The 25,178-nt window shown below is 43.7% G+C and carries 14 protein-coding genes and 3 pseudogenes; 10 read left to right on the top strand and 7 right to left on the bottom strand.

The window, feature by feature from the left end; genetic code table 11:
* Nucleotides 1-5 precede the first annotated feature (5 nt).
* From EZE20_RS17315 to EZE20_RS17270, 10 genes are all read left to right on the top strand, one after another.
* Nucleotides 6-1,658 carry a RagB/SusD family nutrient uptake outer membrane protein gene (locus tag EZE20_RS17315; protein ID WP_132119993.1) on the top strand — a complete coding sequence of 551 codons (1,653 nt, stop codon included), beginning with the start codon at nucleotides 6-8 and terminating at the stop codon, nucleotides 1,656-1,658.
* A gap of 161 nt (nucleotides 1,659-1,819) precedes the next feature.
* Nucleotides 1,820-3,172 carry a sulfatase family protein gene (locus EZE20_RS17310; RefSeq protein ID WP_132119991.1) on the top strand — a complete coding sequence of 451 codons (1,353 nt, stop codon included), beginning with the start codon at nucleotides 1,820-1,822 and terminating at the stop codon, nucleotides 3,170-3,172.
* A 9-nt stretch (nucleotides 3,173-3,181) separates the two neighbouring features.
* Nucleotides 3,182-4,582 carry a sulfatase gene (locus tag EZE20_RS17305; protein ID WP_132119989.1) on the top strand — a complete coding sequence of 467 codons (1,401 nt, stop codon included), beginning with the start codon at nucleotides 3,182-3,184 and terminating at the stop codon, nucleotides 4,580-4,582.
* 162 nt (nucleotides 4,583-4,744) lie between these two features.
* Complete coding sequence (locus EZE20_RS17300) at nucleotides 4,745-6,265, top strand: sulfatase (protein WP_165933504.1); 1,521 nt, start codon at nucleotides 4,745-4,747, stop codon at nucleotides 6,263-6,265.
* Nucleotides 6,266-6,329: 64 nt separating this feature from the next.
* Entirely contained in the window at nucleotides 6,330-8,300 is a 1,971-nt protein-coding gene (locus EZE20_RS17295) for a heparinase II/III domain-containing protein (RefSeq protein ID WP_132119985.1), read from the top strand.
* A gap of 45 nt (nucleotides 8,301-8,345) precedes the next feature.
* A complete protein-coding gene (locus EZE20_RS17290; RefSeq protein WP_132119983.1) occupies nucleotides 8,346-10,454 on the top strand; it encodes an outer membrane protein assembly factor BamB family protein in 2,109 nt (702 codons plus the stop codon).
* 84 nt (nucleotides 10,455-10,538) lie between these two features.
* The gene (locus tag EZE20_RS17285) at nucleotides 10,539-13,544 is read left to right on the top strand and encodes a SusC/RagA family TonB-linked outer membrane protein (RefSeq protein ID WP_132119981.1); all 3,006 of its coding nucleotides are present in this window, start codon (nucleotides 10,539-10,541) and stop codon (nucleotides 13,542-13,544) included.
* A gap of 12 nt (nucleotides 13,545-13,556) precedes the next feature.
* The gene (locus tag EZE20_RS17280; RefSeq protein WP_132119979.1) at nucleotides 13,557-15,074 is read left to right on the top strand and encodes a RagB/SusD family nutrient uptake outer membrane protein; all 1,518 of its coding nucleotides are present in this window, start codon (nucleotides 13,557-13,559) and stop codon (nucleotides 15,072-15,074) included.
* Nucleotides 15,075-15,287: 213 nt separating this feature from the next.
* On the top strand, nucleotides 15,288-16,916 hold the full coding sequence (locus tag EZE20_RS17275) for a sulfatase family protein (protein WP_132119977.1): 1,629 nt from the start codon (nucleotides 15,288-15,290) through the stop codon (nucleotides 16,914-16,916).
* A gap of 430 nt (nucleotides 16,917-17,346) precedes the next feature.
* A complete protein-coding gene (locus EZE20_RS17270) occupies nucleotides 17,347-17,907 on the top strand; it encodes a Crp/Fnr family transcriptional regulator (RefSeq protein WP_132119975.1) in 561 nt (186 codons plus the stop codon).
* On the opposite strand, the gene EZE20_RS17265 is transcribed toward EZE20_RS17270, so the two are convergent.
* From EZE20_RS17265 to EZE20_RS17235, 7 genes and pseudogenes are all read right to left on the bottom strand, one after another.
* On the bottom strand, nucleotides 17,867-18,673 hold the full coding sequence (locus EZE20_RS17265) for an alpha/beta fold hydrolase (RefSeq protein ID WP_132119973.1): 807 nt from the start codon (nucleotides 18,671-18,673) through the stop codon (nucleotides 17,867-17,869). The two genes, EZE20_RS17270 and EZE20_RS17265, sit on opposite strands and share 41 nt — an antisense overlap.
* 228 nt (nucleotides 18,674-18,901) lie before the next feature.
* On the bottom strand, nucleotides 18,902-20,431 hold the full coding sequence (locus EZE20_RS17260; RefSeq protein WP_132119971.1) for a serine hydrolase domain-containing protein: 1,530 nt from the start codon (nucleotides 20,429-20,431) through the stop codon (nucleotides 18,902-18,904).
* Nucleotides 20,432-20,518: 87 nt separating this feature from the next.
* Nucleotides 20,519-21,319 (bottom strand): AraC family transcriptional regulator, encoded by an 801-nt coding sequence (locus EZE20_RS17255; protein WP_132119969.1) that lies wholly within the window; start codon nucleotides 21,317-21,319, stop codon nucleotides 20,519-20,521.
* Between the two features lie 819 nt (nucleotides 21,320-22,138).
* Nucleotides 22,139-22,231: pseudogene (locus EZE20_RS24655) on the bottom strand (hypothetical protein); the annotation flags it as partial.
* A gap of 403 nt (nucleotides 22,232-22,634) precedes the next feature.
* Complete coding sequence (locus EZE20_RS17245) at nucleotides 22,635-23,564, bottom strand: hypothetical protein (RefSeq protein WP_132119967.1); 930 nt, start codon at nucleotides 23,562-23,564, stop codon at nucleotides 22,635-22,637.
* 620 nt (nucleotides 23,565-24,184) lie between these two features.
* Nucleotides 24,185-24,391 (bottom strand): annotated as a pseudogene (locus EZE20_RS17240) (DUF2071 domain-containing protein); the annotation flags it as partial.
* A gap of 358 nt (nucleotides 24,392-24,749) precedes the next feature.
* Nucleotides 24,750-25,178: pseudogene (locus EZE20_RS17235) on the bottom strand (hypothetical protein); the annotation flags it as partial.

Raw genomic sequence — 25,178 nt, 5'->3', positions numbered from 1 at the left:
ACCAAATGAAAAAGAAACTATATATACTACTGATCTTTCTGCTGACCTTCAATATCGGTTGTAATGATGGATTTCTGGACACCGCGCCCTACGACGGTTTGTCCACCTCCCTTATCTTCAATTCAGATGCCAACGCACTCATGGCCATGAATGGCGTGTACAGTACCCTGGCCAATCGCTCGTTTGAAGCAGAATTTTTTAACTATGTCACCAACCTGGGCCCGGAAGGATTTGATCAGCTCCGTGCCCCCTGGGGGATGACCCATGCAATGGGACTGGCAACGGCCCGTGATGCCAACATTCAGGCCAATTATAGGAATTTTTACCGCCCGATCATCTATGCTAATGATGTGATTTCGGGCCTGGATGGTAATGAAGCCGTTTCTGACGATCTGCGAAAACGCATGATTGGAGAGGCTAAGTTCATCCGGGGGCTTTGCTATTTTTACCTGAATAATTTCTACGGAGGCGTCATTCTTCTTGACAAACCTACACCGGTAACCGAAACCTATCTCCCTCGAAATAGCGAACAGCAGGTACAAGATTTTATCATTCAGAATTTCAAAGAGGCGATTGATGTGTTGCCGGTTTCGTATGGTTCTGCCAGCGATCAGGGAAGAGTTACCAAAGGTGCTGCCATAGCGATGCTGGGTAAAACCTATTTATACCAACAAAAATGGGACCTGGCAGCGGCAGAGTTTGAAAAACTGCTAAAAGCACCATTTACGTATGACCTAATGGCCGATTACAGCGATAATTTTAACATCAATACAAAAAATAATAAAGAATCAGTATTTGAACTGCAATATGTGGAACAGGAAGGGCTTGGCAGTTCATTCAATAGATGGTACGGGCATCGGTCGGTGCAGATAAACGGAGGCGACCGGGCTGCCATGAGCTCGCACATGCTGAAAGTATTTACCAAACTCGATGGCAGCCCCATTGATTTTTCAACCATACCCAGAAGAAGCAGCTACTCAAATGATGTAGCGCACGGGGTAGATTTAACCAGTTGGTATATTGAAACCTTTGAGGACGTAGACCAACGTATACACAAGAGCGCTATTTTGCCTGGCTCTACATTTGTGGGGGCTGGCAACGTAACATTCAAACTTTATTGGCCCTTTACACCCTACGTAAACGCTACACCAAGAGCACTGAATACGACTGGGCAGGCCGATGCCAAGGTGCTCATTCGTAAGTTTTTGACAATCGGCGATCAACATACGCTCTTTCGCGAAGATTCACCGATGAACTATCCGGTGATCCGCTTTTCAGACGTGCTTTTGATGTATGCCGAAGCACGAAACGAAATAAGCGGGGCTTCGGCTGATGTATATACTGCGGTGAATAAAGTTCGTGCACGCGGCGGGGTAGTGACTTTGCCGGACGGACTATCAAAAGATGAAATGCGGCAGAATATTCGGCTGGAACGTGCCAAAGAATTTTTGTTTGAAGGGCATCTTTACTTTGATTTAAAACGCTGGCGGACAGCTCATACCGATGACCCTGTTTTTGGACTAAATCATGAAGTTTTGGACTACCGGTTTGAAAGGGTTTTTTATAAAAAATCATTTACTGAAAAAGACTACCTGTGGCCAATACCCGCCAATGAAATAGACCTCAACGAAAATATGACTCAAAATCCCGGCTGGTAACTACCTGATAGACTATCAGAAGTCTGTCCATTACTCAACCCGTTTGGTAGCTGGCAGACTTTGTTATACCATTTCTTTAAGTATTACCGGATTTTTCTGGCTATTATCACCTACTTTCCTTTCTGCACCATGGTGCAGAAAGGAGGCATCAAATTTATAGCATGAATACAACACTGGCAAAACGGATTTTCAGTTTGTTTGTTTGGATAACAGGTTTATTTATAAGTATTTCACTTCTGGCTCAATCATCTTCCAAACCCAATATCGTGCTAATCGTGGCCGATGATTTGGGGTACGGAGACCTGAGTTGTTACGGTGGAAAACTAGTAAAAACGCCAAATATTGACCGGTTGGCAGACCAGGGCATTCGGTGCACGGATGGCTATGCATCCGCTGCCACCTGCGCCCCAAGTCGTCTAGGTTTGATGACGGGCAACTACCAGCAGCGGTACGGTGCGTATAGTAACAAAACGAGCCCGCGTGCAAAAATTCCGCAGCAGCAACTGTTTATTCCACAGCTGCTCAAAAAAGTAGGCTATCGTACGGCGCACATCGGCAAATGGCATATCAACCGTCCGGTAAAAAATGTTTTTGATGAATTATTTAATGAGATTAATGGTGGGGCGGATTATTTCCCAAATACCGAAGGCAAGCTTACGGGCAAACTGAAGCAGCCCATGCAACATGGCTGGAGCGATAGCCTGAAAACACCCTACATGACCGATGCCCACGGGGATGCAGCCGTTGGTTTCATTAAAGCCCAGGCTTCTATCAAACAACCTTTCTTTTTGTATTTGGCTTTCAATGCTCCCCATAGCCCCTGGCAGGCACAGCTGGAATTGAAAGATACATACAAACACATTACCCCGGAAATAATGCAATTGTACGCTGCCATGATTTATTCACTGGATCAAAATGTTGGCAAAGTACTCCGGCAACTCGAAGAATCGGGTGTAGATGAGCAAACGCTTGTAGTGTTTGTTAGTGATAATGGCCCCGAATGGGGACGAAATTATCCGGCTCTCAACTGGCCTGCCCATTGGGACAGCACCATTGTGGGTTCAGCTGGACCACTTTCAGGGCGTAAGGCGGAATTTCTGGAAGGCGGAATCCGCGTTCCCTTTATCCTCAGATGGCCCCGAAATCTGAAAGCCAATTCGGTCTATACCCGTCCGGTGAGTACCCTGGATTTGTTCGAAACATTCCGAAAAATGGCCAATGCCCCTGCAACACCTTCGGATGGTGTAGACTTGATACCCTATTTGCAGAGCAAGGTTAGGGCTGATCCGCATGAGATTCTTTTTTGGCAGGGCGGTGAAACCCGGCCCATATATGCGCGCAGGGGTGACTACAAACTGGTAGCTCCCTTAAACAGCAAAGAGCCATCTGTCTTATTTCATCTGGCCACCGACATTGGGGAGAAACAGGATGTGGCTTCCAAAAACCCGGGGATAGTGGCACAGCTGATGGATAAAGTGGAGACCTGGAAAAAAATGATACAGTCACTTAATTAAATATAAACCATGAAAAAACAGATTTTCAGCTGGATGCTGGTATTTTTTTCCGTTGGATTTACCACCCATAAACCAGCTCCTGAGAAGCCCAATTTTTTATTCATTTTTGTGGATGATCTCGTCCCGGTGCTTGGGGCTTATGGGCATAAGGTTGTAAAGTCGCCCATGATTGATAAGCTTTCCTCGGAGTCCGTACAGTTTAACCGGGCTTATTGCAACGTGGCCGTGTGCGGAGCTTCTCGGGCGAGTTTGCTCACAGGGATTCGTCCCCATTTTCCGCAGCGCTACATTACATTTACAAGCCGGGCAGATAAAGACTATCCTTCGGCAACTACGCTTCCTAAACTCCTAAAGGATCAGGGATATTATACGGTGTCTAATGGCAAGGTTTTTCATGATGCAGACGACAGTGAACACGGCTGGTCGGAAAAACCCTGGCGTCCTGACCGCCCCCAATTCCTCAATCCGATTACACAGGAAAACCAGAATAGTAAAACCAAACGCGGTCCTTTTTTTGAAAGTGCCGATGTACAGGACAATGCATATTCGGACGGCCAACTTGCGGAAAAATCAATTCTTGATCTGCAGCGCCTGGCCGGAAGCAGGCAGCCTTTTTTTATGGCTGTTGGTTTTTCCAAACCTCATTTACCATTTAATGCTCCTAAAAAGTACTACGATTTGTATAAAAATGTGCCATTGGCTGACAATCCGTTTGAACCTGAAAATATACCCGCAGCGGCCAAGCCCTCTAAGGAAATACTCAGCTATGGATATACCGACCACTACAATACGCCGGAATTTCATCAGCAAGCCCGGCATGGCTACTATGCCTGTGTAAGTTATATAGATGCGCAAATAGGGAAAGTACTTGCCGAGCTCAAACGACTGGATCTGGAAAAAAATACGGTGGTGGTTCTTTTGGGCGACCACGGATTTCAACTGGGTCAGCACAACTACTGGGGAAAACACAGCACCCTGCACGATGCCATCCATGCTCCCCTGATTCTGAAAATTCCCGGACAAAAACCTGCCAAACTTGATCAGATTGTAGAATTTGTGGATTTGTACCCCACCTTTTGTGAGCTGATGGGTATACAGAGCAAGCATCAGCTTCACGGCGAGAGTTTGCTCCCATTGATTGCGGGGAAAGCTGATTCCTGGAAAAATTCGGTGGTTTCCGAATGGCTGGGCGCACGGGCCCTGATGACGGACCGCTACGCTTTTGCCTACTGGTTTGAGCCCAAAAACAAAGGACAAATGATGCTCTTCGACCACCAAAAAGATCCAGAGCAAAACAAAAATGTGGCGGCATTGCCCGAATATTCTTCTGTTGTCAAGGAGTACAGGATGAAATTGGATAAAATCTATAAAGAGTTGGAAAGCTCAATAACTCCTGCCCCAACAAAATAGACCAAACGTAAAAAGGACGAGATTAAATATCTCATTTTCAGCCCTGAAAGGGCGGAATCTATCAGCATAGGGTGATGCCCTACGAAAGAAATCCAAAAACGTAGGGTGAAGCCCTAGGAACCGTGGAAATACGAACGAAATTCATTTTTGATGAAAATTTACATGACAAAAAAATCGATTCTATACACCCTCGTTCTTCTGGTTTGCGGTGCGAATTTCTGTGAAGTGAACGCCCAAAAATCCAGCAGCAATCAAAAGCCCCCCAAGCAGAAGAACATCATCTTCATTTTGGCGGATGATCTGGGATGGGCCGATCTGCCGGCGTATGGAAACCGCTTCAATGAGTCACCAAACATTGATAAACTGGCCCGAGAAGGAATGCGGTTTACCGACGCCTATTCGGCCGGTCCGGTTTGCTCCCCAACCCGGGCCAGCATCATGTCCGGTCAATACCCGGCAAGATTGGGATTTGTCTGCCATATTCCCGGACATTGGCGGCCCTATGAACAAGTACGAACTCCCAGCAACCGGGCGCAGTTTCTTCCCCAGGAAATCAAGACCGTTGCGGAGCAGTTAAAGGATGCAGGCTACGCAACGGCCTATTTTGGAAAATGGCATTTGGGAAATAATAAACCGTATCATCCTGTGAACCAGGGTTTTGATGTTGCCAATGTCGGTCAGTCGTTTTACAACACAACTTTTATTCCTGCCCGGGAAGATTACCGCGACCTGCGGTTCAGCGACCGCATCACCGAATTTGGGGTTGATTTTATTGAAGAAAATAAGGACAAACCTTTTTTTCTAATGCTTGCCCATTACGATGTTCATGTGCTGCTGGATGCAGATATAGATCTGATTGACAAATATCTTCAAAAGAAAAAAGATAAAACTTACCCCGGAAATGCCGTTTACGCAGCCATGATCGAACACCTGGATCGAAGTGTGGGAAGGATCATGGCGAAGTTGAAAAGTGCCGGTTTGGATGAAAATACCATTCTGGTGTTTGCTTCTGATAATGGGGGAGTAGTCAGCGAAAATATTTATCCTTTTGCCAAAGTACAGCGGGATGAAATTTCCCGGCATGATCGCTGGGTTACCCTGGCCGATTCCAAAAAACATATGTATGCTGACAGCCCGTTGCGTTTCATCGGGACCTCAAATGCACCGTTAAGAAACGAGAAAGGCAGTATTTATGAAGGCGGAATCCGGATTCCGCTCATCGTTAAATGGCCGGGGGCGGTTAAACCAGGGACAATTAGTGAGGCCATGGTCATCAGCAATGATTTCTACTCCACCTTTATGGAAATGGCCGGGATGAAGCCGGTAAATCGGGATGGACAGTCGATGGTTCCCACACTCCTTGACGGAAATCACGATCTTAATCGGGCTCTTTACTGGCATTATCCCGTATTTCATCACGATGTTCCCAGTGGTGCTATTCGCCAGGGTGAATGGAAACTGATTGAAAATTTTATGACCGGGGAAAAAGCGCTTTACAACCTCACGTATGACATCGGTGAAACGACCAATCTTGCCTCCGATTTTAAAAGCAAAACCAAAGAACTCCACCAACTACTTCAAAGCTGGCAAACCCAGGTGGGTGCCGAATTTCCCGTGCCAAATCCCGACTTTAACCCCGAACGAAGGTACGAATGGGGCGTGCATCCATCCGTAAAAAAGTAGTGTTTCGGGAAAGGAAACATGGACACTTTCGATTGGAAATCAAGAATTTAAATAAAAAGAACGAATGAGAAACTATTTAAGCATCGTATTTCTGGCTGGTTTTCTGGTGCTAAATTCTGCGAAGGCTCAGGAATTAACCAACGTTATTACCAATACCTATTCGCGCGGCGATATCAATAAAGCCCTGGTGCGGGATCATAGCTGGATTAATTATCCAGCCTACACCGACCGCGACGCCTGGACCAAACTGCCGGAACAAACCCGGACAAATGCCATCAAACAAGGAGAAAAGTATTTGGGTTTTGAGTGGCCATCAATCAAAGCGACTGATTATCTTGAATTTACCAGAAGCGGAAACCGGGCTATTGTAGACGATAAAAACCGGGAATTCAGCGAGGCGTTTCGGGCCTTGCTAATGGCTGAGCTCATGGAAGGGAAGGGTCGATTTCGGGATGACCTCATCAATGGTGTGTTCAGTCTTTGTGAGAGAACCTACTGGGGCTCGTCCGCGCATTTTTACCTCTATGGCCACGAAGGTTCAATGGACAAACCGACCACCGTGGTACCCGACCTGGACGATCCGGTGATCGATTTGGTGGTCGGTGATCTGGCGGCCGACCTGGCCTGGTCGTTCTATTTTCTTCACGACGAATTTGATAAGGTAAGCCCGGTGATCTCTAAACGAATAAAAGACGAGCTGAACCGGAAAGTTTTGGAGCCTTACTATACCCGGAATGACTTTTGGTGGATATACGGCTGGCGGGGAGAAGGCAATGTCAATAACTGGAATCCATGGGTCAACTACAATGTGCTCACCTGCATTCTGCTGATGGAGCAGGATCCTGTCAAAAAAGCAGATGCTTTGTACAAAAGCCTGGGATCAGTCGACCAGTTTATTAACAATTACCCCCAGGATGGTTCGTGTAGCGAGGGGCCTGGTTACTGGAGTAGTGCCGTAGGGCGGTTTTATAGTTATCTGGATCTCGTACACCGGGTAACCAAGGGTCAGATCGACATCTTTCAAAATCAGAAAGTCAAGGAAATGGCGCGCTACATTTACCGGGTTTACATCAGCAAAGGGATGTACTATACCAACTATGCCGATGCTGCCCACAAAATTGAGCGTGGACCGGCGCCCCTGCACCGAATCGGTACGCGGATTGACGACCCGGAACTTACCGGCTTTGCCGCTTTTCTCCATAAGCATTCAGGCGATCAGGATGGGGGCCTCGGGGGAAGAATTGGGGAATCCCTGGAAATTCTCTTTGAACCCATCAATTGGGCAGCCACAACTCCGAAGGAGCCACTAATTTCTGAATTTTATTTCCCGGATTGGGATGCTGTCATAGCACGGGATCAGGCCGGTACAACCGATGGTTTTTATTTTTCTGCCAAAGGTGGCAGCAACAACGAGCAGCACAACCACAATGACGTGGGTTCTTTTATGCTGCATTTTAATGGCGATCCGATATTTATCGACCTGGGAGTAGGTACGTATACCCGCGAGACCTTCGGCCGGGGCCGGTACGACATCTGGACGATGCAGTCCAACTACCATAACCTTCCCGTCATCAATGGTTTAGGTCAAAAAAATGGGGGAGCATTTAAAGCCACTAATTCCAGCTATACACCCTCAAAAAATGCCATAAGTTACTCAACCGATCTTGCCAAAGCCTACACCGAGCAGGCTCATGTAAAATCCTGGCAGCGTACCTACACCTTGCAGCGGGGTAAGAAATTCATCATTCGGGATCAGTATCAGCTGGCCGAAAATTCCGGTAAGACCAGTCTGCACTTCATGACAAAACTACCCGCCGAAATCATTCAGCCGGGTATGATCCGACTAAGGGGCGATGATTTTGACATGCAAATGAAATACAATCAGGATTTATTGACCGCCAGCATTGAAAACATCAAAATTGATGATCCCAAATTACTAAGTAACCTTGGAAATGAGGTGAATAGGCTCGTTTTCGAGGTAAAAAATAAAGGGCTGAATGGCGTTCTGACATTTGAAGTCACGCCGGTAAAATAAGTGGAACCCGCTGCAATTTGTGGTGGGTATAATCGAACAAAGACCATGAAAAATAAATTACTGGTACTATCACTGGTTGCGGTGGGTAGCGCACTTTTCTTTTTGAATTTTACAAAAACTGCCACAGAAACCACGAGCGAATGGCGGGAATATCTGGGTGGTCCGGGGCGGACGAACTACTCGCCTTTAACCCAAATCACAGCGGCAAATGTGGGAAATCTTCAGGTGGCCTGGGAGTACCATACCGGCGATTTTTCGGGATTAATGCCCAGCAATCCAATCATTGTCGATGGGGTGTTATACGCACCTACGGCCTCCTCCCAGATTTTTGCCCTGGATGCTGTCACAGGTAAGGAAATCTGGCGATTTAAAGGTGCCACCGAATCCAACATGGTTCGGGGCGTTACCTACTGGGAATCCGGGAATGACAAACGGATTTTGTACGGTGCGGGCACCTGGCTGTATGCGCTGGACGCTACCACGGGTAAAATGATTGAATCCTTTGGAGAGAATGGGCGCGTGAGTCTTTACACGGGTTTGCCAGAAAGTGCTCGCACTAAATTTATCCGCTCCACCACTCCCGGTACACTCTTTAAAAATCTAATCATTATGCCAGTCCGTGTGTCAGAAGGACCGGATGCAGCACCCGGGCACGTGCGGGCGTTTGATGTGCAAACGGGTCAGCTTGTGTGGACATTTCGTACCATTCCTCACCCGGGCGAGGAGGGATATGACACCTGGGGCAAGGATAACTGGAAAAACACGGATGTGGGAGCCGCCAATAATTGGGCTGGCATGGCTATTGACCGCGGCCGGGGCATTGTCTACGTGCCCACGGGCTCGGCGGGTTATGATTTTTATGGCGCCAATCGTCCGGGCGATAATCTGTATGCCAATTGCCTGTTGGCGCTTGATGCCGCTACCGGCAAGCGGATTTGGCACTATCAATTTGTTCACCACGACGTATGGGACCGGGATTTACCTTCGCCTCCTACGCTGGTAAGCATTAAGCGTCAGGGCAAGACGATTGATGCCGTAGCCCAGATTACCAAGTCGGGATTTGTTTTCGTTTTTGATAGAATGACGGGTAAGTCCCTTTTTCCTATAAAAGAAATGGCGGTACCTACCAACGCTCTGCCTGGCGAGGTGCCTTCGCCTACGCAGCCGGTTGCTCAGCAGCCCGCACCTTTTGCCCGGCAGTCCATAGGAGAAGATGATGTCAATCCTTACGCAGCCAATCGGCAGGAGCTCAAGGCAAGGCTAAAAAAATTGCGACATAAAAACCAGTTTGAGCTTCCCAGTCTGGAAGGGACGCTGCTGTTTCCGGGCTTTGACGGCGGAGCCGAATGGGGCGGACCTGCCTACGACGCCGAGTCGGGAATTCTCTACATCAATTCTAACGAAATGGCCTACGTCATGGACATGCGCACGATTCCTGATGAGGATGAACTAGCCAATCTTAGTCCGGGACACCGAACGTATAGCCTTAACTGTTCAAGCTGCCACGGCAAGGATTTGCTGGGCAATCCGGCGAGTGGGTTTCCTTCGCTAAAGAACATTTATAAACGTCATGATCAGGCGTATGTCAATGGAGTTGTTAAAAATGGGAAGGGAATGATGCCCGGTTTTGCGCTCAAAGCACAGGAGCAGCAGGCGCTCATCGAATTTCTTTTTGATCTGGAAAAAGAAAGTGTCGGAGTTCAGCCAGCAAATAAAAAATTTCCGCTTCCCTACAAATTGGATGGCTACAAAAAATTTCTGGATCAGGATGGTTATCCGGGTATTAATCCTCCCTGGGGACAGTTAAGTGCTTTGAATTTGAATACGGGTAAATACGAATGGAAAATTCCGTTAGGTGAATTTAAAGAACTCACGGCCAAAGGCATTCCCATCACGGGCTGTGAGAATTATGGCGGACCCGTCGTAACGGCGGGCGGGGTGCTATTCATTGGGGCTACCAAAGACGGTATGTTTCGGGCTTTCGACAAACGCAGTGGCAAACTACTCTACGAAACCAAACTGCCTGCGGGCGGCTTTGCCACGCCGTCGGTTTACCAGGCCAACGGCCGCCAATATGTAGTAATTGCCTGCGGCGGAGCGAAACTTGGCACCAAAAAAGGGGATAGTTATGTAGCGTTTGCATTGCCACAATAGAAGGTAAAAGGGTAGCTATTCTGGATCTAATGGATGCCAAAGTAAAAATGAGATTGAAAATTACTAAACTAAACCCATGACAAAATGAATAATTATACTACGTTTTTATCGCGAGCCTTCCTGCTGTTTTCCTTACTAATTGGTTTAGGATTGCCGCAGGTAATCGCTCAGAAAGTAATCCGGGGAAAGATTGTGGATGAGCAGAACCAGGCCGTACCGGGAGCCAATGTTTTTATTAAAGGCAGTACTGTTGGCACAAGCTCAATGGCAGATGGCACCTATTCCATCACGGCTGACTCGGGCGATATACTTGTTTTTAGTTTTTTGGGGTATCAGTCCAGTGAACAACCTGTAGGTGAAAGCTCAACCATCAATATAAACCTAGAACCTGATGCCCGGCAGCTGGCTGATGTGGTTGTAATTGGCTATGGATCCGTTAAAAAGTCTGACCTGACCGGTTCGCTTTCATCGGTTACTGCCAAAGATTTTGAAAAACAACCGCTTACCAAAATTGACGAGGCCTTGCAGGGCCGGGCGGCGGGTGTACAGGTTACCCAAACAAGCGGCGCACCGGGCAGCGGCTTTAAAATTCGGATCCGGGGGGCAAACTCAATCAGCGGTGATAATTCCCCGCTCTACGTTTTGGATGGCCTGGTGGTAGGAGATATAAACTCCCTGAATGTAAATGATATTGCATCCATGGAGGTGTTAAAAGATGCCTCCGCTACGGCTATTTATGGGTCGAGAGGGGCAAATGGGGTAGTGCTGATTACCACAAAAAAAGGTAGAAAAGGTCCGGCGCAGATAGAAGTTGGTTTTTTCACAGGCGTTTCAAACGTAGCTCAGAAACTGGATTTAATGAGTCCGGCTGAATTTGCCCTGGGAGTAAACTTTGCAGAAAACCGGGAGCTTTATACGGCTGACGAAATCGCCGCTTTGCGGGTTGGAGCCGGTGAAAACTGGCAAAATAGATTTTTCAGAACCGCCCCTTTTTCCAATACGCAGCTATCGATGAGCGGAGGAAGTGAGAACTTTGATTACTTTGTTTCGGGAAATTTGAATAGCTCGAAAGGGACCCTTATTGATCAGGATTATAAACGCTATACCCTGCGCGCCAATTTTAATGCCCAGGTTTCAAAAAAAATCAGGCTTGGTCTGAATTCGTTTATCAGTCATGAAAAAGCCACCGGTGTCCGGGCAGAACTATCGACTGGTTTGACCTGGGACCCCACGACACCGGCCTTTGACGCACAGGGAAATTATAACTTCGCCCCCCTCAAACCGGGCGTGGGCAATGCCGCCCCAAACCCCTTGCTGATACCGGAAAACAACACGCGTGAAAATTTTGAGGATCGTCTCACGCTAAGCGGCTTTGCAAACTACGATATACTAAAAAATCTTACACTCAACATTTCTGGTGGAGTAGACCGATTTACGACAAACAATAATGGCTACACGCCCATACTGGTAAATAATATCGGCAGCGCGACGGTTTTTAATCAAACAGTAACCAGAATTCAGAATACCAATCGGTTGACATATGCCCTAAACAAAAACCCAAATCACAGCCTAACCATCGACGCCGTGCATGAACAGCAACTCGTCATACGTTCGGGCAATACATCTTTTGCCAGTAATTTTTTCTCCGACCAAACCACCTACAAAAATCTCTCGCTGGGATCGATTCAACGAACAATGAACACGTTTTCGGACGAAAGTCTGCAATCTTTTCTGGGCAGGGTGAACTACTCTTTGCTGAACCGGTTTTTGGTTACTGCCTCAGTCAGGGCTGATGGTTCAAGCAAATTTCGGAAGGATAATCGGTGGGGCGTATTCCCTTCGGGCTCCGTGGCCTGGAAACTGGCTGAGGAGGAATTTATAAAAAATATACCTGCCATCAGCGACCTGAAAGTGCGGGTTAGCTACGGCGTTATCGGCAGTCAGGCCATTGGTCCGCTGGCCACCCGGGCAACGCCCGTGATTTCTCCGGACGTTAATTATCCCTTTACCGGCAATACCGCTACGATCGGCGTGGCTCCCTCCGAGCGGGCGGCCAATCCTGACCTGACCTGGGAAACCACCCGGCAGGCCAATATTGGGCTGGATCTTGGGCTTTTCAATTCAGCCCTGACGCTGTCAGTTGACCTGTACAAAAAAAATACAACCGATTTGTTGCTGAACGCCCAATTGCCCTCTTTCCTTGGCCCAACGTTAATTACCCGCAATGTTGGTGAAGTAGAAAACAAGGGGTTTGATATTTCGCTGGGCTGGAATATGATTCGTACCGATGACTGGGACGTGCGGTCATCGCTCAATGTTTCCAGAAATAAAAATGAAGTATTGGCACTGGTCGATGGTCAGCCTCTGGAACTGGGCGCCGGATACGTTCCAAGTACGTTTTCGGTCAATCCTACCCGCGTTGAGGTCGGAATGCCGATTAGTAGTTTTCGGGGATATATTTTTGAAGGGGTGTATCAGTTGGGAGAAGAAAGTGAAGCAGCAAAGTTTAACCGCCGTCCCGGTGATGCAAAGTACCGCGATATTAACCGGGATGGTCTCATCACGACGGACGATATTACCAACATCGGAACCGGAAACCCAAACTTTACCTGGGGCTGGAACTGGGATATTACCTACAAAAATTTCAACCTGAATTTCTTGATAACCGGTTCACAAGGTAATGATATTTACAATTTCCAACGCGGACGCATGATGGCCCTGGGTGCCCAGCAGTTTCATGCCGTGCATCAGGATTATATCGACCGCTGGACCCCAACAAACCCTTCGAATATTCCATCAGGCCGAAACGGAACGGAGCTATTGTCTTCCCAATTTCTGGAAGACGGATCGTATGCCACGCTCAAAAATGCGGCTCTCAGCTACAACTTTGACAACAGCTTGTTGCAAAAAATTGGTATCAGCAAACTCAGGCTGTATGTAAGCTCCAATAATCTGTTGATTCTAACTGGCTATCGTGGGTTCGATCCGGAAAGTACGGCCTCCGGAAACTCTGATATTGACCTGGGAATTGATTACGATGCCTATCCGATCAACCGCACATTTACTTTGGGACTCAACCTGACCTTTTAACCAAACTTGCTTATGAAACGCCTACTGAACATACTTCTTATTGCCATTTTTATAACTTCTGGTCACTCGTGTATTGATTTGGAAGAAGATGTAAGCAGTATCCTGGATATAGATAATTTGCGAACTGAGAACGATGTAATTGCCGCCTTGACGCCCATTTATCGGCAAATGCAGGTGACACACCGTAACCCCCAGAATCTTCGCACCCCTACCTTTGGCGCGGATGACATTACGACCTGGGAAGCTGGTAACAAGGCTCCACTCCGCGTGTTTGATCGCTTTGATTACGGAAAGGGTGAAAATGCCGAGATAAACTGGCTGGCCGACGGGTGGAATAACTATTGGCGTATCATCTATTTTGCTAATACGCTGATCCATGGTCTGAAAACTTCACCTGTTTCAGAATCGGTCAAAAATATTGCTGATGCAGAAGCCCGGTTCCTCAGGGCCATGAGCTATTTTAATCTGGTGCGTACCCATGGAAATGTGCCCATAATTCTGGATGGCAATCAACCCACAGGTGAAGAAGTACGGGCAACAGTTTTAGCGAACTATCTGCAAATAGAAAGTGATTTGCTGATCGCTGAGGCGGCGCTTCCTTCGCCAGGTGCCACCTCAAACGTGGGAAGGGCCTCCTCGGCTGCCGCCAAAACTCTTCTGGCCGACTTATACCTGACCTGGGGGGGCTGGCCGCTGAAAGATAACTCCAAATATGCCCTGGCTGCCGCCAAAGCAAAAGAAGTGATTGATAGGGGCTATCATAAACTTTTGCCTATTGATCAATTGTGGCTGCTTTCCAACCAAAATAGTCTGGAATCCATATTTGCGGTGCAGTTTTCGAAAACGGAGAATATGACATCTTTTTATCCCACTGCGTTCAGCTTTCATGAGGCTCGTGGATTTTCCGATATCTTTCCCGAGCTGCAATTTTTCAGGAGTTTTCCCGAAGGCCCAAGAAAACAGGCCACTTTTGCGACCCAAATCCCTCAGCGGGGTGTGGCTGCGGGGGTAATTGTATCCTTGAATCCTGCATTCAAGCCCTGGCAACAGTCGCAGCGCGCGCATCCGATGTACAAAAAATTTACCATCTCCGAAGATCTGACGGTAGCTACACAAACCTTTGGATTTCGGGCTGTTGAACTTTATCGCTATGCCGAAGTATTGTTGATTTATGCCGAGGCACAGGCACGAATCGGGGAAACCGCGAGTTCAATAGAAGCATTAAATCAGGTCAAAAGAAGAGCGGCCGGTTTACCATATCTAACCCCTAATCCAGACGTTGATCGTACTACCGCGACTCCCAATGAAATTGTGGATGAGCGCGGATGGGAGCTTGCTGGTGAGTGTAAGCGATGGTTTGATTTGGTACGTACCGAACGGGTGGAGGAAATTGCTGCATTGCGGGATCCTGCCGAAAATGTTAAGCCCGTTCGGTCCCCAACCAAGGAGCAATACATTGCTCCAATTCCATTTCAGGCTATTTCTACCAGTAAAATCACTCAAAATCCGGAAGGATTCAAAATTCAATAAGTAATCTTTCAATGACTCTTCCGGTACAAATTGCCAGATTACTCAGGATTTCCTCGATTGTAATCTGGTAATTTTATAAAAATCAAAAGGAAAAGCCTTTGGCCTTTGGTGTGAATTAGATGTCAAAAACTGCATCAATCAAAATTGATTGATGGGGTATTTTAATCTTTTCCTGAATGTTTACATTTTATCGGATTCAACCTTTTTTACTCAATGAAAAAACTGTTCGTATTCACCTCTTTGTGCTTGTTGACGGCGGCTACGCTTCTGACTTCCTGCCAACAAAAAGAGCGCAAACGCCCCAACATTGTTTTTATCATGTCCGACGACCATGCCTATCAGGCTATTTCGGCGTACAGCAACAAGCTGCTGCAAACTCCCAATATTGACCGGATTGCTAACGAAGGCATGCTTTTTAGCAACGCCTGTGTAACCAATTCTCTTTGCGCACCTTCCCGGGCGGTGATTCTGACGGGAAAGCACAGTCATCTGAACGGCAAGATTGACAACTATTTCCCTTTTGATACCACTAATATTACCTTTCCTCAAATTCTGCAATCCAATGGCTACCAAACCGCTATGTTTGGCAAACTTCACTTTGGAAATAATCCGAAGGGCTTTGATGAATTTAAAATTCTTCCAGGACAGGGTCATTATTATAACCCAGACTTTATAACAAAAAATGAAGGTACAATCACTCTGACAGGCTACGTGACGGACCTGATTACGGACATGACGCTGAATTGGCTGAAAAATGAGCGGCAGGAAGATAAACCCTTTTTCCTGGCCTTTCTGCATAAAGCTCCCCATCGCGAATGGCTTCCTGCGGAGCGGCATTATAAGGAATTTATTAACCGCAGTTTTCCGGAGCCGGCCACCCTTTTTGATACCTACGAAGGGCGGGGAAGAGCTTCAAAAGAGCAGGAAATGAACCTGTTGACGCACATGAACTGGGCAGGAGACTCGAAGATTACTCCTGAAAATATGGATAAACTGGGCATTAAAGAATCGCATTCGTACGACAAGGGAAACTACACAAGCACCGTGGGACGCATGAATCCTGAGCAGCGCAGGGCATGGGATGAAGTTTACGGGAAAATGAACGAGGAATTCATTAAAAACTACCCAAACATGTCCAGGACTGACCAAATGAAATGGCGGTATCAGCGTTACATGCAGGATTATCTGGGTTCGATTGCGGCGGTTGATGAGGGTGTAGGCAAAGTGCTGGACTTTTTGAAAGAAAATGGTCTGGACGAAAATACGATTGTGGTCTATACGTCCGATCAGGGGTTTTATCTGGGAGAACACGGCTGGTTTGACAAGCGGTTTATATTTGATGAATCCTTCAAAACACCGCTGTTGGTCAAATGGCCGTCGGTGATTAAACCAGGATCAAAAAATAGCCAAATGGTTCAGAATCTGGACTTTGCACAAACGTTTCTGGAAGCAGCCGGTATCGTTCCACCTGCCGACATGCAGGGCGAAAGTCTGATTCCAATTTTTAAAGGAGAAGGTAAGAATTTCAGGGACGCGGCCTACTACCACTACTACGAGTACCCAAGCGTTCACATGGTGAAGCGGCACTACGGCATTGTGACGGAGAAATACAAACTCGTGCATTTTTACTATGACATCGACGAGTGGGAGCTCTATGACCGCACGAGCGATCCGAATGAAATGAAAAACGTCTATATCGATCCAAAATATGCTTCCATAAAAGCGGAGCTACACAAAAAACTAGCCGATTTACGAATAAAGTACAAAGATTCGGAAGAGCTTGACAAGCAGTATATTGAAAAGTATAAAGAGCTGGAAAAAGATGGGAAAATATTCCGGTAGTATACCCGTTGAAATGTACATTTTGAAGGATTAATCCGGGCCGCCAACACTTTTATCATACCTGTTGGCGGCGTTTATTCGTTTGAGACCAGCAAGTGCCCAGCGAGAATATGCGGCGTTTATTCCTATTATTAGAGTTGGTAGGTTTGAAGGTTGCCATCAGGGATCATTGACCCAATCAGGACTTTTTCAGTCCAGGCCTGCAAATGCCCGCATATTACCAGGAAGATACGGCGAAAATGGATTATTCAATAAATGTCCCTATGTGTCAATTTGTAGCATCTGAATCGAGGAAATGGGGATTTTGACCATTGCTACTTACCTGCCCACCCATATGAATATACCGTGGTTTTGAGAAAACTTGTAACTAAGTTTAAATTATAGTTGCGATAACGATAATTGTACTGATCCATCATTTGATAAAGAACTTATGTTAGAATTAAGCGACTTTATAAAATCTAAAATCAATATTTCAGACAATGATTTACAGGCCATTGTTTCAAGCTTTCAAGTACGAACCGTTCAAAAGGGGAATTTCCTCATCAAGAAAGGACAATTTGTAACTTCTTTTTATTTCATTAAGTCAGGAGGACTACGCATTTATTTTGATAGAGACGAAAAACAAATAACTGGATGGTTGGCGTTTAAGAGTGATTTCTTCACAGAACTTAATAGCCTTAAATCAGGACAGCCTACACTATTCAACATTCAGGCCATAGAAGACACGACATTGCTTTCAATTGACAAAATTCAAATGGAGAATTTGTATACAAAATTTCCAGCCTGGCAACAGTTTGGAAGAGAAATTTGGGAAGATGCATTTTTAAAGGTTATTAACGGAATATTAAGTTATCAGACAATGACAGCAGAAGAACGGTACTTGAATATGTTGAAACATTCAGACCTTTTACAAAGAGTTCCGCTAAAACAACTTGCTTCTTATTTAGGTATCACTCAAACTTCTCTGAGCAGACTGAGAAAAAGTATCTAATGTCAAATGCGTTTAAATCATCTTCCTGCAGTTGCTGACAGTACTTCTGTTTTACGAAAGCTAAATCGGGTTCGCTATACAATCGAACAGGAATGTTTAGAAGATATTTTGCGTTGCCACCACTATCGATGTTGTGAGAGTAAACAGAATGGCCAATGTATTTTACCCTTTGAGTTTGAGGAGAATCACCTAGTTTTTCTACCAGGTAATTTGTGATTGATGCTCCTTCTTTGGTTATCAATTTTGAACAACCATACCGACTTTTATTTATTGAAGAATAATAAAGTCGCTGCAAATCTAAGGCCGGGTCTATCGCAAATACACCTCTTAAATTTACTGTTATGCCAGCTGATAGTATGTGCTCTGCAAAACGTAAGGAAATTGCTCCGCCTCTCGAAAATCCTCCAACGACCACCGGCAATTCCCCCAACTTATTCATTTCAATAAAATACTGCATCTGTTTGTGTAAATCTGCGCATGTAGTACTGTCAGCAAATAGGGTTTTTCCAAGATCAGGCAAAATGGTGAGAAAGCCATGCTCCGCCAATAGCGCGGGCAGCCGTGTTTTCTCAAATATAGTTTCAGGTTTTTCTCCCAGGCAGGGCAGTAATAAAAGTATGCTGCTGACCTTCGCTTTTGGTTCAAATAAAGAACAATTGAATGACATTTTATCTGCTTTGACAATCTTCTTTTGGATATTTTGTCCGAGTATTGGAGAAGGAACGATAGCTAAACCGTAAAAACCTATTAAAAGCAGGAATTTCATTTGAATGGAATAGATTGTTGAAAAGTCTGGTACAGTACTGCTGGTAGGAAATAATTATGAATAAATGATAATTATTACTTGTGTTACTTTAATTTTAATAGACAATTAATTTCGAATTAAAATAGAAATACTTTCAACCATTTCACAGAATTTCACCTGTTTGTTCAAATAGCAATTATAGTTCTAAAACCTAAATACTAAGTAAGTCCACTTTTCAGAGTTACCAAATTAACGATTCGTACCTTTCAATTGTTCAAGTTTCTTTAAGTTAGTCTTTGCATATTCATTTTTTGGATTTAATAGTATGGCTTTTTTGTAAGATATAATAGCTTCTTCATTTAATCCTAAAGTCATTAACGCTTCGGCATAACTATCATAAACATTCGGGCTTTCAGGAAACAATAAGGTGTTCATTTTAAATACTTCAATGGACAATTCCTTATAGTTTTGATTTTCAGATTTAAGTAATAATTGATACCCTAATTCATTCATTTCATGCTCTTGAAAATACCAATCCTTATTTGATTTCAATTCATTGAAACGAGCTGTTGCATAATGAGGGCCCTTTTGTATTAGCAAAAAGCCAAACTCCCGTACTAACGATTTCTGAAGCGATACATCAGCAGGTTTTATTCCATCCATAATATTTGAAACTGCTAAAAAGCGCCTAAAAAAGAGTGGTGTATTTTTGTTCTCATACATAATATAAGTAACATCATCAGTTAGGTTTTTAAAGTAGATGGTTGTAAGTCCTACCAAACTACCATCATGCCATGCTACAAACTGTCCTGCAAAGTTCTTTTCATTGACATTCCAGCCAAGTGTATAAGTTTTTGTGCCACCTGTGAAGAAAAAATTGCCACTTTTCAATCTCACTGGATGGTACATCTGATTGATTGCACTTTGGGAAAGCAATTTACCTGATTTAAGGGCCTTGTCAAACAATACCATATCTTGCAAAGTTGTGATGACATTATTGTCACCATAGGTGCCTCCTAAATTATAATCTGTATAAATTTTTTGATTTTTCAACGAGTCAGTATTTACAAATGTAGTATCATAAAATGTAGGCAGGAAATATCGGGCTGTATTTGGACTGATTCGTTCACGAATGTAAGAATTATTCATATTTGCTTTTTCAAATACATTTTTTTTCATGTATAGGCTAAAAGACATCTTGGATACTTTTTCCAATAGGTTTGCCAGTAAAATATAGTTTAAATTATTATAAAAATGTTTTTCGCCTGCTTCCGCCAATGGCTTAGCTTTTTTACTTACCAATTCTTCATATATTTCAAGATTTGAAAGAATATTGAATGGATTTTCTTGTGTAAATATTTTTTCAAATTGGTCAATTTCTGGTAAGCCTGAGGTATGAGAGAGAAGCTGTTCTATTGTTACACTTTTATATGGAAAATCAGGCAAATATGAAACTACTAAATCAGTTAATTTTAGTTTATTTCTTTCCACCAATTGCATAATTGCCACTGCGGTTAATGGCTTGGAAATAGAAGCCAAGTTAAATGGGGTGGTCTCAGTATTTAATATACTTTTTTCAAAATTTGCAAAGCCAGCGGATTTCTGATAAATGATTTCACCCTTTTGCATAATCACAAGTCCTCCATTAAACGTCTTGTGATTTGACCATAATGTAATCAAGCTATCAATTTTACTACATTTCTGCTCTACCAAAAGTGATTGCGCTTTTCCGGTGAAATACAATATACTCAAAATTGAAATAATAATTATATGTTTCATAAATTTGTCTTAATTGGCCAAAAGATTGAGTAATTTCTTGCAAAACTACTCCATTGTATAACCTCAAAATAGAATGATATTTGCCTTTCACAGAATTTTTTTAAAATCTTTTGGCAAAAACCCAGTACATTGCTTGAATGTCCTAATAAAATGACTTTGGTCGGAAAATCCACACGTATAACCGACTTCGGTCAAAGATACTTTTTTTTGTTGTATCAAATATATTGATTTATCTATCTTTAAACGCCTCATATACTCGCCATATGTACAACCAAAATATTTTGGAAAATGCTTAGAAATGGAAATAGGGTTGATATTTAAAATCTTTGATAATTCATTTAGACTAGGATTCTCATTCCAACAATCATTTAATAATTCAAATAAGGTATTTACCCAAGTTGGACAATTTGAAAATTTTTCAAAATAATACTGATTTGATACATAATTTGAAAGAAGTATATTAATTGAATCTTCTGAGAAATTGTCATTTATTAAAGATTCTTTATAGATTTTAAGTATCAAAAGTTTAGTTTCTACACTGTTTGCAATTCTATTTTTAAGTACCTCTTCGGTGATTTCAAAATTTTTGAAGTGTGTTTCATCAATCTCTATATTAATATTTTTTGATGGGAATATAGTATTTTGGTTTTGGTGTAATTCATCACTATGATAAAATAAAACAGTGCCAGGAGAAACCAGGTTGGTTTCTTTTTTTCTTTTTTCAACGGTTCCCCCTTTCAAAAACAAAGTAATATGTGCATTTTGATGTGAATGCCAGCCTTCATAGACCTTTTGATGATATTCTGTTTCAATAATCGAAATGCTTTTTTTGTTACTAAATTTCTTATTCGAGTTTCCCAAATATTTTTCCTTTTCTAAATGATACATAGTGTTTTTGGTCAGAACAGATAATTAATAGACAAAAGCTGGTAAAGTCACCATTTAATTGTTGCAAATGTTTGCATTGAAATTACTGCGAACGTCCATATAACTGCAATCCTACTATTAGCCTGGATTTAAAAAGATAATCTCAATAATTAATCAATACGAAGCGTAGATAACTTCACTTGCATTAACAATCCTCTGCAATCCCATGCAGTAGATCTTCCTTGTAAGGAAATACATAAATGATGACATTCATCAAATTTATTTGTACCAGGCTGTAACTCCCTTTTCCCTGGTGGCTGATATCAGTTATTTTTTGAAAGACTGTGCGGGTGTAAATAAAGAGCGCTTACCGAGTTCTAAAGCGATGAAAGGTAGCAACCTACTAACTTGTAAAGTGGTATGTTCACTTTGTGAGAAAATTGATGGTCTTACAAAGACAAATAGACGGTTAGGGGCTTTTCATGAAGTTTTTGGCCTTTTTGCAGCTTCCTTCAGACACGCAAATACATTTATTTTCTGATTTAGGAATTTATTACCCACCTGTCAGTTTGGAATCATCAGTGTCCTTCCAAAATTGATCAGCTCACAATTCATCGTTGTTCAAATTATGTGGCTAAATTCTGAACGGACCGGCCTACAACATTTACCTGTGCAACCTGTCTGTCCTTTAAATGACCAATGTACTTTTTGAAACCCTGAGATGGATGATGGATTACTACTACTATTAAATTTCACGCTGAATGGGCGGCTTCTGCAGTGCGTTTCTTAATACGGTATCCTTTCCACTAAAATCTCTTTCCCACTCTTTTCCTGGTACGTTCATGTCATCGTACTAATTCTGACCGTCCATTCGTCGACACTCGATTTGGCGGTATCCTGACAAAAGGGTTGATAGCCTGTTGGTCTCTGCTGGTGTGCAAGAAAAGTGGATAGAAATTACGTGGTTTGGGCTATACTGGCAATTTCAAGCAGATCATAGGCAGCGAGTGTTGATGTGTTACATTCCTCAGTATCCTAATAACCTATGTGGCCGTCCCGCAAAATGGTGTCCTAATGGATTACACCTAATTTTTTTGAATCCTGGATGTTGGCGGGAAAAACTTTTAGGGATTTGGCTTTGCCATGAGCTTTCTTGATTTGTTCAAATGTAATGTGAGTTTTGTTCTTTACTTGATTTTAAATATATGCATAAATCATCTGCACAGGGCAGGTTAATGATCAGAGACTGGTGGGTTGAATATTTAAGTGCATCAGGTTAATAGGTAATAAGATTCAGCTTGCTAAACCAGATTGTATAGTATCTATGAAGCTGAAATTACTTCTCGTAGAAAGTGGCTAACTGCTCCAATCGCTGTTTAACCAGTGTGTTAAGCATTGGCTCAAAGCGGACTAATTCAGTATTATCTTTAGTGACAACCACATGATAAGGCTGATTCAACTTGCTGGTCAGGTGATAGATTGTTGCCAATTCGGCTATATCCTCAAACCAGGCTGACATCGCATATAATGAAGGAAAGGGTGTCTCCGCGAGCTTACGATACACTTCTGATGCCAGGTTAATCGGCACAGGCTTTCCGCTTCGAAAACGGGTTTGTTCCAGGATTGGATCAATGTATCTTTTATCCGGCAAATTACTTAGGCGCCATATATCTGTGGTATATTGGGTCAGATCTACGATTTCATTTGCATTGTCGGGATGTGGAGTAATATTCATTACTGCATCCACAATGTGGGTAGCCTCATGCATCAATACATAAAGTATAGCGTCCATATTGCCCGCTTCGACATACACCTGAAAGTTAGAACTATCTGTCACCTTATAGCATGAATTCTCTTTCCACGTTGCCCATTGTGAAATGGTTTCATCCAATAAACCCGCCCGAAATGTAATATTGAACATTTTCGTTCCGCCGACTGAATCTACTGGTGAAGTTAATGCCGTATTAGGCATGTTATCCATAAAGCTGAGGCTCTGCAAGTGCAGCTTCAAAATGCGTTGATACAAAGGCGGTAACAAAGTAAAAGCATGAAAAACTTTCTGTTTTTGGGTTGTTGTCAGTTCATGGTTGGTTGGTTTCAATCCGGCCTCGCGGAAACTCTCGAAGACACTTTCAGGAGCGATCTGTATCCGTTGCGATGGGTTATTCATGTAATCGGAAGCCAGGTTCTGTGCCAAAGTAATCGCTGAGAAAAAGAACATGATCAAAACTGAAATTGATCGTGTAAGCGCCGATTTACTAATCATAAATGCATTTAAGTTTTAAGATTTCGATGCTAAGAAAGAATGTCTGTTTATCTGGAATGATACATCGCAAAGCATTTTTGGGTATTTGTACATTCAATTTCACCATTTAGTCTTTACTTAACTGATGGTGGAATCAGTCATATCCCGTCGATGGTGCATAACAGAAGGGCCTTCAAAAAAGGTTCCGTTAAATTCGACGGTAAGTATTCTCTTTGAATTGATTAAAATCCAAAAGTTTTATTCCCATGGAATTCTTATAATTTGCCTGCTGTATCTTCAATTAATTTCGCCTCTGTCCTGATTGTTTAAAGAAGCCATCCAGATTTCTTCCCGAAGGAAGTGCTGTTGCTTCGGCGATTCGATTCTGGCGGCAAAGTGGGAGATGCTCCTTGACTATTATCGGTCAATATGTAGGCAAGGAGTCCCCAAGAAGGTATCCCCCTGGAATTACCTTACAGATTTTCAGACAGCTTCTATGTGTCTCGAAAGGGATATCGGTGGTAGACCACAAAACCGCCACGACTTTTGGATACGGTTTTTCTTTACTTTGGTTCGGTGGAATTTTCCTGCCAACTAGGCTCACCGGACGGGTTTCGACTTTTCGCCATAGAGGGTCTTTGCTACGACCACAGCGCATATTTTGGGGAAATTTCTTTAATAAAAATCAACCCATGCTTCCATTCGCCACGTTCCAGCCGTTTGACATAAAATCGTAAATCGACTTGCTGGAAATTCACATGAAAAGGCACTTTTACGCCCAGCAGAAGAATATTCATAAACATAAAACCAACCAGGCTTAGATAGCACCGATTTTCCAAGAAAACAAGTTCTGTACCCGCAAGGACGTATTTTCCCGAATATTACAGGGCCAATTCGAAATTGGAATTTGCTGCTAATTTTCGCAATTCATCAAGCAGAACGCTCATGTGGTTTTGGGGGCCATTAGTTAAAATGTATGTAAAAATACTACATACGTTTTTGGTTTGGGGTTAATGATTTTGGGAATATTCAGGAAAAACCAGATTCCCTCGTATCATCCATCCTGGGGCTACAACCCATGCTAGCGGATTGCGCCCTTTCAGAGCTAAATTGCACTCAGCCCACAAAGTGTGCAATCCATCAGCGCAGGTTGAGTTCATGCTATTGTTGCGATCCGATTTAAATACATTTCGATGACCAAAAAAATCAATTTCCGGGCTCGGGATATTTCCGGATTGGGCTATACCGGATATACGATTCATAGATTTTTTCACCATCCGGACTCATGCGCGGATCCTTGGTTTGGGTTAAGTATGCCCGCAGCTCCAAGCGAAGTTTTTTGGTAGTAGCCTCGTGTTCCGATTTGCCGGCTAAATTGTTCAAACAGTACGGATCTACCCGTATGTCATATAGTTCTTCCTCGGGTCGTTTGTCAACTGCGAGATGAAAAAAGGGCGCAATTTTTGAATCGGTTCTGCTGAGGCTCAGGATCGATTCTCCGAAATCATCAATAGACTTGATGCAATGCTGATTTTCAAGTAGATAAGTAAAAATTCCATAATCCAGCACATGCTTCCATGGCTGAATCGTGGTTGTCAAGATTATGTGCTCTAATACGGTCAGATATGATACGAT

Source organism: Arundinibacter roseus (genome assembly GCF_004348825.1).
Taxonomy (GTDB): Bacteria; Bacteroidota; Bacteroidia; order Cytophagales; family Spirosomataceae; genus Arundinibacter; species Arundinibacter roseus.
Note: the sequence above shows the minus strand (reverse complement) of the source record. Positions and strands in the feature narration are given on the sequence as shown.

Bases quoted from the DNA above. Each gene is read 5' to 3' on its own strand.
- EZE20_RS17280 (WP_132119979.1), top strand. From the start codon at position 13,557: ATGAAACGCCTACTGAACATACTTCTTATTGCCATTTTTATAACTTCT.
- EZE20_RS17260 (WP_132119971.1), bottom strand. From the start codon at position 20,431: ATGAAACATATAATTATTATTTCAATTTTGAGTATATTGTATTTCACC.
- EZE20_RS17300 (WP_165933504.1), top strand. From the start codon at position 4,745: ATGACAAAAAAATCGATTCTATACACCCTCGTTCTTCTGGTTTGCGGT.
- EZE20_RS17285 (WP_132119981.1), top strand. From the start codon at position 10,539: ATGAATAATTATACTACGTTTTTATCGCGAGCCTTCCTGCTGTTTTCC.
- EZE20_RS17245 (WP_132119967.1), bottom strand. From the start codon at position 23,564: ATGATTAGTAAATCGGCGCTTACACGATCAATTTCAGTTTTGATCATG.
- EZE20_RS17265 (WP_132119973.1), bottom strand. From the start codon at position 18,673: ATGAAATTCCTGCTTTTAATAGGTTTTTACGGTTTAGCTATCGTTCCT.
- EZE20_RS17270 (WP_132119975.1), top strand. From the start codon at position 17,347: ATGTTAGAATTAAGCGACTTTATAAAATCTAAAATCAATATTTCAGAC.
- EZE20_RS17315 (WP_132119993.1), top strand. From the start codon at position 6: ATGAAAAAGAAACTATATATACTACTGATCTTTCTGCTGACCTTCAAT.
- EZE20_RS17310 (WP_132119991.1), top strand. From the start codon at position 1,820: ATGAATACAACACTGGCAAAACGGATTTTCAGTTTGTTTGTTTGGATA.
- EZE20_RS17295 (WP_132119985.1), top strand. From the start codon at position 6,330: ATGAGAAACTATTTAAGCATCGTATTTCTGGCTGGTTTTCTGGTGCTA.
- EZE20_RS17255 (WP_132119969.1), bottom strand. From the start codon at position 21,319: ATGTATCATTTAGAAAAGGAAAAATATTTGGGAAACTCGAATAAGAAA.
- EZE20_RS17290 (WP_132119983.1), top strand. From the start codon at position 8,346: ATGAAAAATAAATTACTGGTACTATCACTGGTTGCGGTGGGTAGCGCA.
- EZE20_RS17275 (WP_132119977.1), top strand. From the start codon at position 15,288: ATGAAAAAACTGTTCGTATTCACCTCTTTGTGCTTGTTGACGGCGGCT.
- EZE20_RS17305 (WP_132119989.1), top strand. From the start codon at position 3,182: ATGAAAAAACAGATTTTCAGCTGGATGCTGGTATTTTTTTCCGTTGGA.